The sequence below is a fragment of the Micromonospora sp. DH13 genome, from assembly GCF_020873825.1.
In the GTDB taxonomy this organism is placed as follows: Bacteria; Actinomycetota; Actinomycetes; order Mycobacteriales; family Micromonosporaceae; genus Micromonospora; species Micromonospora haikouensis.
Genome location: NZ_JAHWGR010000072.1, coordinates 1 through 8,977 on the forward strand (window position 1 = coordinate 1; position 8,977 = coordinate 8,977).

Sequence of the window (8,977 nt, forward strand, 5' to 3'; positions counted from 1 at the left end):
CCGGCGGTGGTGAGGGCTTGTCGGATGACGCGTTGTTGGGCGGGGCCGTTGGGTGCGGAGAGTTGGCTGGTGGTGCCGTCCTGGTTGACGGCGCTGGCGCGGACGACGGCGAGGATGCGGTGGCCGTTGCGTTGCGCGTCGGAGAGCCGCTCCACCAGCAGCAGCCCCACACCCTCCGACCAGGACGTGCCGTCGGCGCCCGCCGCGAACGACTTCGCCCGCCCGTCGGGGGCCAGTCCGCGCTGGCGGCTGAACTCCACGAACGACGCCGGGGTCGCCAGCACCGACACGCCGCCGGCCAGGGCCAGGTCGCACTCACCGCTGCGGAGGGCCTGGACCGCCAGGTGCAACGCCACCAGCGATGACGAGCAGGCCGTGTCCAGCGAGATCGCGGGACCCTCGAAACCGTACGTGTAGGACAACCTCCCGGACAGGATGCTCGCCGAGTTGCCGACGATCAGGTAGCCCTCGAGACTCTCGTTCCCGGCGACGAGCGTGCCGTAGTCGCGGTCGTGGGTGCCGGTGAAGACGCCGGTGCGGCTGCCGCGCAGCGACTCCGGGTCGATGCCCGCGTTCTCGAACGTCTCCCAGCTCGTCTCCAGCAGCAGCCGCTGCTGCGGATCCATCGCCAGCGCCTCACGCGGGCTGATCCCGAAGAAGTCCGCGTCGAACAGCGGGGCGTCGTGCAGGAACCCGCCGGTCCGCACGTACGACGTGCCGGGGTGCTCGGGGTCGGGGTCGTACAGCGCGTCGAGGTCCCAGCCCCGGTCGGTCGGGAACTCGGTGATCGCGTCGCGGCCGTCGGCCACCAGCTGCCACAGGTCCTCCGGGGACCGGACGCCACCGGGGTAGCGGCAGCCCATCCCGACGATCACGATCGGCTCGTCGTCCACCGGCTTCGCCGACAGCGGTACGGCCGTGACGTCCTGCGTGCCGAGCAGCTCGGACCGCAGGTGCGCGGCCATGGCGGTGGCGGTCGGGTAGTCGAACAGCAGCGTCGCGGGCAGCGTGAGCTGCGTGGCCTCCTGCAAACGGTTGCGCAGTCCGACCGCGGTGAGCGAGTCGAAGCCCAACTCCTGCAGCGGCCGGGTGGGGGCGATCGCGCCCGGGTTCTCGTGGCCGAGAACGGCGGCGATCTGGGTCAGGACCAGGTCGAGGACGATCCGCGTCTGCTCCGGCTCGGGCCTGCCGCGCAGCTGGCGGCCCAGCGCGGGGCCGCCGACGCCGGTGGGGGCGGCCGGGGCCGGCACGAGGTCCCGGAACACCGTCGGCAGGGTCATCGACCGGGCGTGCCGGCGCAGCTCGGCCTGGTCGAGGGCGACGGGGAGCAACCCGGCGTGCCGGCCGCCCGTCAGGCCGAGCTCCACCACGGCGAGCAGGTGCGCGACGGGCACCGCCCGGAGGCCGTGGCGGGACTCGCGTACCGGATCGGTGTCGTCGGGTCCGTGCCACGGTCCCCAGCCGATGCTGAGCGCGGCGAGCCCACGGGCGCGCCGGTGCCGGGCGAGGGCGTCGAGGAACGCGCCGGTCGCCGCCCGGTCGTCGCCGCCGGGCGTGCCGAGGATCCCCCCGGCGGGGCCGAGGAGCACGAACGCGCGCAGGTCGGCGCCCTCGGCGAGGTCGTGCAGGTGCCAGGCGAGGGCGGGCTGGAGGCGCGAGGCCGCCCCGGCGTGGTCCGCAGCGCCGCCGGCCGGCGGGTCGTCGCCCGCGTCGCCGACGAACACCACGGCGGTCGGCGGATGCTCCGGCGCGACGGCGGCGAGCAGGGCCGCGACTCCGGCCCGGTCGCTGATCTCATCCGGTACGACCGTCACGGTCACACCCGAGGCGGTCAGCTCGGCGGTGTCCGGGGTGGCGACACCCGGCGCCCGGCCCAGCACGAGCCGACGGATCCCGTGGCCGGCGGTGAGCTGCCGGACGATCGGGCCGGCGTTGCCGTCGCCGCCGACCAGGACGACCACCGAGCCCGCAGGGTCGAGCGGCGGCCCGGCCGGGGACCCGGCGGTGTCGACCGGCACCCGGGAGAGCCGGGCGGCGAACAGCTCCCTGCCCCGGACGGCGAGCTGGTCCTCCCTGGCGGCGAGCACGGCCCGCAGCGAGCTGACGGTGAACCCGTCCTCGGTGTCGACCAGCGCCAGCCGTCCCGGGTGCTCGCCCTGCAGCGAACGGAGCATCCCCCACAGGGCGGCCTGCCCGAGGTCACCGACGTCCTCCCCGGCGGTCGTGGCGACCGCGCCCCGGGTCACGACGACCAGCCGGGACGCGCCGAACCGTTCCTCGGCCAGCCAACGCCGCGCGCTGTCGGCGAGCGCGGTGACCTGCCCGCCCACGCTCGGATACGGTTCCGGCCCGCCCTGCGGCGCCGCGACGACCACCGCCCCGGGGACCACGGCCTCCTCGCCGACGGCGCGCGTCCACGCGGCGAGGTCCGGGTGCCGGTCACCCGGCAGCCCACCGAGCGCGTCGTCGTCGCCGACGAGCGCCCACCGGGTCTCGTCCGTCGCCGGGGCCGCCGCCAGCGACACCCAGCCGAGCCGGTACGCGACGTCGGCCGGGCGCAGCTCGTCGGCCGTCAGCGGGCGGAGGACGACCGCGCCGATCGTGGACACCACCGCGCCGGAGGCGTCGCTGACCAGCACCGAGGCCCTGTCCGGCGCGGTGCGGGTGAGCGCGACCCGAAGCTCGCGTGCCCCGGGCCGGACGACGGTGACGCCCTCCCAGCCGGCTGCCGTCCACAGCTGCTCCGCCGGCTCACCGGCCGCGACCAGGGCGACCTGCATGAGCCGGGGGTCGAGCAGATAGCCGCCCGGGGCGTCGTCGGGCAGGCGCACCTCGGCGTATCCGGTGTCGCCGGACCGCCACGCCGCGACCAGGCCGGCGAGGAACCCGTCGCCGTCGCGCCCGAGGCCGGCGAGCCGGTCCGCCAGGTCACCGACGTCCACGGGGGTCGCGTCGGCTGGCGGCCACGGGGTCGCCGTACCCGGATCCGCGTCGACCCCGACGGCCAGGACCGCCGTGGCGCACCGGGTCCAGGGCTGGTCGGCATGGTCGCCGACGCGGGAATGGACGGTGACCCGGGCACGCGCCGGGTCCTCGTGCGGAGCCACCGTGACGTGCAGCCGGGTGGGCGCGTCGCCGGGCAGCGGGAGCAGCCGCTCGACGGTGAGCTGCTCGATCCGGCCGAAGCCGGCTTCCGCGCCGGCCGCCAGCACCAGCTCCGGGAAGGCGGTGTCGGGCAGCACGGTGACGTCGTGCACGCGGTGCGCGGCGAGCCAGGGATGGGCGGCGGCCGTGATCTCACCGGTGACGATGCGGCCGGCGTCGTCCGGCAGCTCCATGGCGTTGCCGACGAGCGGATGCCGGCGGTGCTCACCGCGTGCGCCCGAGCCGCCGACGGGGTGCAGCCAGTACGTCCGGCGCTGGAACGGATAGGTGGGCAGCTCGACCCGCCGGCCCGGCCCGAAGAACGCCGCCCAGCCGACCCGCACCCCGTGGCTGTGCAGCCGCCCGAGGCCGGTGACCAGCTCGGTGACCTCCGGCCGGTCCCGGCGCATCAGCGGTACGAACGCGGCGTCGGCCGTGGTTTCCGGCCCCGCCGTGGACAGCACCGCGTCGGGTCCCAGCTCGACGAACGTGGTGACCCCACGGGCACGCAGGGCGCGCACCGCGTCCGCGAAGCGCACCGTCGCCATGACGTGCCGCACCCAGTACTCCGCCGTCGCCCAGCCCGTGGACGGCTCCCCGGTGACGGTGGAGACGACCGGGATGGCGGGCGCGTCGTACGAGAGCCCCTCGGCCACGGCGCGGAACCGGTCCAGCATGGGCTCCATCAGGGGCGAGTGGAACGCGTGCGACACCCGCAGCACGGTGGTCCTGCGGCCGAGTGCGGAGAAGTGCGCGACGACGGCGGCGACGGCGTCGTGGACCCCGGACACCACCACCGACTGCGGGCCGTTGATCGCGGCGAGTTCCACGGCCCCGGACAGCACCGGCCGTACCTCGTCGGGCGTGGCCCGCACGGCGGCCATCGCGCCGCCCTCGGGCAGGGCCTGCATCAGCTGCCCCCGCGCGGCGACCAGTGCCGCCGCGTCGGCCAGGGAGAGCACCCCGGCGACGTGGGCGGCCGCGATCTCGCCGACGGAGTGCCCGGCCACGAAGTCCGGCCGGACGCCCCACGACTCGGCCAGGCGGAACAACGCCACCTCGATCGCGAAGAGCAGGGCCTGCGCGTGCTCGGTGCGCTGCACCGCGTCCGCGTCGGAGCCCCACACGACGTCCCGGAGCGGGACGGCGTAGTGGCCGTCCAGCTCGGCGAGGACGGCGTCGAGGCACCGGGCGAAGGTCGGGAAACGCTCGTACAGCTCACGGCCCATGCCGAGCCGCTGGGCACCCTGCCCGGTGAACAGGAACGCGACCTTGCCCTCGACGGCGCGTACGGGTGGCGTCGTGGCGTTCGCCACCGCGTCCAGAGCGGCGGCGAGTTCGGCGCGCTCACCGCCGACGACGACGGCCCGGTAGGTCAGCGCGGCGCGGTCGGTCGCCAGCGCCCGCCCGGCGGCGGCGAGGTCCCCGTCCGGCAGCGTGTCGAGAAGGGCCCGCAGCGCGGCGGCGTGTGCGCGTAGTGCCTCCGGGCTGCGACCGGACAGCACCCACGGCACCGGCGTCGTGGCCCCGTCGCCGGCGGGGGCTTCCTCGGTTACGGCGGGTGCCTGTTCGAGGATGACGTGGGCGTTGGTGCCGCTGATGCCGAAGGAGGAGACGGCGGCGCGGCGGGGCCGCCCCTGGTCGGGCCATTGCTGTGGTTCGGTGAGGAGTGCCACGTTGCCGGTGGTCCAGTCGACGTGGGGGGTGGGTGCGTCGACGTGGAGGGTCTTCGGCAGGACCCCGTACCGCATGGCCTGGATCATTTTGATGATGCCGGCGGCTCCGGCGGCGGCTTGGGTGTGGCCGATGTTGGATTTGATGCTGCCGAGCCAGAGGGGTTGGTCGCGGTCCTGGCCGTAGGTGGCCAGGAGCGCCTCGGCCTCGATCGGGTCGCCGAGCGTCGTGCCGGTGCCGTGCGCCTCCATGACGTCGACGTCCGCCGGGGCGAGGCGGGCCTCGGCCAACACCTGGCGGATCAGCCGCTCCTGGGACGGGCCGTTGGGCGCGGTGAGGCCGTTCGAGGCCCCGTCCTGGTTCACGGCGGAGCCGCGGACGACGGCGAGGATGCGGTGGCCGTTGCGTTGGGCGTCGGAGAGCCGTTCGACCAGCAGCAGTCCCACGCCCTCGCTCCACGCCGCACCGTCGGCGCTCGCCGCGAACGACTTCGACCGCCCGTCGGGGGCCAGGCCGCGCTGGCGGCTGAACTCGGTGAAGGCGGCCGGGGTGGCCATGACGGTGACGCCGCCGGCCAGGGCGAGGTCGCATTCGCCGTTGCGCAGGGCCTGGACGGCCAGGTGCAACGCCACCAGCGACGACGAGCACGCAGTGTCGACCGAGATGGCCGGGCCCTCGAACCCGAACGCGTAGGACACCCGGCCCGAGGCGAGGCTGCCCGCGCTGCCGGTGCCCAGATACCCCTCGAAGCCGTCGGGCGAGGTCTCCGCCAGGCGGTTGCCGTAGTCGTCGTACATGACGCCGGTGAAGACGCCGGTGTGGGTGCCGCGCAGGGTGGTGGGGTCGATGCCGGCGTGTTCGAGGGTTTCCCAGGTGGTTTCGAGGAGGAGGCGTTGTTGGGGGTCGGTGGCGAGGGCTTCGCGGGGGCTCATGCCGAAGAAGTCGGGGTCGAAGTCGGCGGCGTCGTGGAGGAAGCCGCCGTGGCGGGTGTAGCTGGTGCCGGGGTGGTCGGGGTCGGGGTGGTAGAGGGTGTCGAGGTTCCAGCCGCGGTCGGTGGGGAACTCGCTGATGGCGTCGGTGCCGTTGAGGACGAGTTGCCACAGGTCGTGGGGGGAGCGGATGCCGCCGGGGTAGCGGCAGCCCATTCCCACGATCGCCACCGGCTCGCTGCCCCGGGACTCCAGCTCCTGCAGGCGGGCCCGCGTCGTCTGAAGGTCTGCGGTCACGCGCTTGAGGTACTCCCGCAGCTTCTCTTCGATGTTCATCGCATCCGATCCCATGTCAGGCCGTGCCCAGCTGGTTGTCGATCAGGTCGAAGATCTCGTCGTCGGTCGCCGAGGCGATCTGGGCGTGCGGGCCCGTGCCGCCGTGCGCGGCGAGCAACCGGCGCAACCGGGCGGTGATCTCCTCCCGGGCCTCCTCCGGCGACGTGCGCAGCGCCTGCTCGATCCGGTCGAGCTCGTCGTGCACGGTGGCGTCCGCCGGTTCCCGCGGCTCGGCCCGGTCCGGCTCGCTCTCCGACATGCGTTCACCGAGGTAGCCCGTGAGCGCACGGAGGTTGGGATAGTTGAACGCCAGCGTCGCCGGCAGGCGTAGCCCGATGGCCGCGCTGAGGCGGTTGCGGAACTCGACGGCGATCAGCGAGTCGAACCCCAGGTCCTTGAGCGCGCCGTCCGGGTCGATCTCCCCGGGCGCCTCGTGCCGCAACGCCGCCGCCGCGTGGGTGCGGACCAGGTCGAGCAGCAGGGTGTCGCGCTCGTGCGCCGGGGCTGCGGCGAACCGGCTCCGCCAGTCGTACGCGCCGTCCGCCGCCGCCCGGGGCGGCGCCCCCGGGACGAGCTCGCGGAACAGGGGCGGCAGATCGCCCTGTACGGCACGCCGGCGCAGCGCCGCCCGGTCCACCGGAGCGAGGACGAGGTGGGCGTGGCCGGTGTCGTGCAGGGCGGCGTCGAAGAGGGCCAGCGCCTCCTGCGTGGACATCGGCTGGAAGCCGCTGGTGCGCAGCCGGTCGAGGTCTGCCGCGGCGAGGCCGCTGGTGAGCTCGCTGGTGTCGGTCCACAGCCCCCACCCGAGGCTCGCGGCGGGGAGGCCGCGCGTACGCCGGTGGTGGGCGAGAGCGTCGAGGAAGCCGTTCGCGGCGGCGTAGTTGGCCTGTCCCGGGGCGCCGACCGTCGCCGCGGCCGAGGAGAACAGCACGAACGCGGCGAGGCCGAGCCCCGTGGTCAGCTCGTGCAGGTGCCACGCGGCGTCGACCTTGGCGGCCAGCACGGTGCCGAGCTGCTCCCCGGTCAACTGGGTGACGGTGGCGTCCGCGAGGACGCCAGCGGTGTGCACCACGGCCGTGAGCGGATGCCCGGCGGGAACGGCCCCCAGGGTGGCGACGAGGCCGGCGCGGTCGGTGACGTCGCAGGCCGCGATGTCGACCTCGGCACCGAGGCCGGTCAACTCCTGACGCAGCTGCTTCGCACCCGGGGCGTCGAGACCACGGCGGCTGACCAGCAGCAACCGACGCGCGCCGTGGTGGGTGATCAACCGGCGGGCGACGTGGGCGCCGAGGGTGCCGGTGCCCCCCGTGATCAGGACGGTCCCGTCCGGATCGAGGGCGGTGCCGGAGCCGGTGGACGTGCCGGGCGCGAGCCGGGGCGTCAGCCGGTGGCCGTCCCGGAGGGCGAGCTGCGGCTCCCCGGTGGCGGCGGCGTCGAGGTCCTCCCGGCTGGGACGGGCGTTGTCGTGGTCGACGAGCACGAAGCGGTCGGGATGCTCGGTCTGCGCTGAGCGCACGAAGCCCCAGACGGCGGCACCGGGCAGGTCGGTGACCGGATCGTCCGGCCCGGTGGAGACGGCGCCCCGGGTCAGGAAGACCAGCCGCGTCTCGGCCAGCCGGTCGGTTTCGAGCCACCGTCGCACCAGTACGCGGGCACGCTCGACCAGCCCGTGGGCCGACGGCACCGGATCGTCGCCTTCGGCGGAACCGAAGCTCACCACCGCCCAGCCCGGAGCGTCGCCGCCTGTGGTGCGCGCCAGCTCGTCGACCCCCGCGACGGCCGGCAGCGACAGCGCCTCGGCGAGGTCCCCGGCTTCGCCGAGCACGACCGCGGGCGCTGCGGCGGCGACGTCCGCCTCGGTGCGGGGCTGCTCGGCCCAGCGCACCGTCAGCATCGCGGCACCGTGCCCCGTCAGCTTCCCGGCGTCGACCGGGCGGGTGGCCATCGCGTCGACGGTGAGCACCGGCCGGCCTTCGAGGTCGGACACGGCCACGGCGATCGTCGAGTCGTCCACGGGCGTCACCCGGGCGCGGAGCGTCCGCGCACCCGAGGCGTGCAGGCTGATGCCGGACCAGGAGAACGGCAGCCGCAGGTCGCCGGGGGCGCCGGCGGAGTCTTCACCGAGCCCGGCGAGGAGGCGTACGTGCAGCACGGCGTCGAGCAGCGCGGGATGGATGCCGAAACCGGTCTCGTGGAGCTCGCCCGCCAGTTCCACCTCCGCGTACAGCGCGTCGCCGTCGCGCCACGCGCCTCGCAGCCCCTGGAAGGCCGGGCCGTAGTCGTATCCCTGCTCGGCGAGCCGCAGGTACAGGTCCGTGACGGGCAGCGCGGCAGCCGTGGCCGGCACCGCCAACGGGCCGGGCACCGCCGCGGCCTCCGGTGAGAGGAGGCCGGTCGCGTTGCGGACCCAGTCCTCGTCGTGCCGGGAGTGGATCGTGAAGGCCCGCCGGCCGGTGTCGTCGGGCGCGTTCACCTGGATCTGCACGTCGACCGCGCGGTTCGCGGGCAGCAGGAGCGGCTGGTCCAGGACCAGGTCCTCGGCCCGGGCGCAGCCCACCTCCGCCCCGGCGCGCAGGGCCATGTCGAGCAGGCCCGTGGCGGGCAGCAGGACGGTGCCGAAGACGGCGTGGTCGGCAAGCCACGGCTGGGCGTTGACCGATACCTGCCCGGTCAGCAGCGTGGCGTCGCTGCCGGGGAGGTCGAGAGCGCCGCCGAGCAACGGATGCCCGGTGGCCGCGCGGCCGAAGCCGGCCGTGTCGGGTGTCGGGTGTAGCCAGTAGTGGTGGTGTTGGAAGGGGTAGGTGGGGAGGTGGGGGGGGGTGGGTGGGGGGGGGGGGGGTTGGTGGGGGGGGCGTCCGGTGGTGTGGGCGTGGGCGAGGGCGTGGGCGAGTGGG

General features: G+C 75.2%; 2 protein-coding genes. Both read right to left on the reverse strand.

What is annotated here, in order from left to right; genetic code table 11:
* On the reverse strand, positions 1-6,083 hold a 6,083-nt coding region (locus LPA42_RS33045; protein ID WP_305076053.1), incomplete at its 3' end, for a type I polyketide synthase.
* 16 nt (positions 6,084-6,099) lie between these two features.
* The gene (locus LPA42_RS33050) at positions 6,100-8,802 is read right to left on the reverse strand and encodes a type I polyketide synthase (RefSeq protein ID WP_198956699.1); all 2,703 of its coding nucleotides are present in this window, start codon (positions 8,800-8,802) and stop codon (positions 6,100-6,102) included.
* Positions 8,803-8,977: the final 175 nt, after the last annotated feature.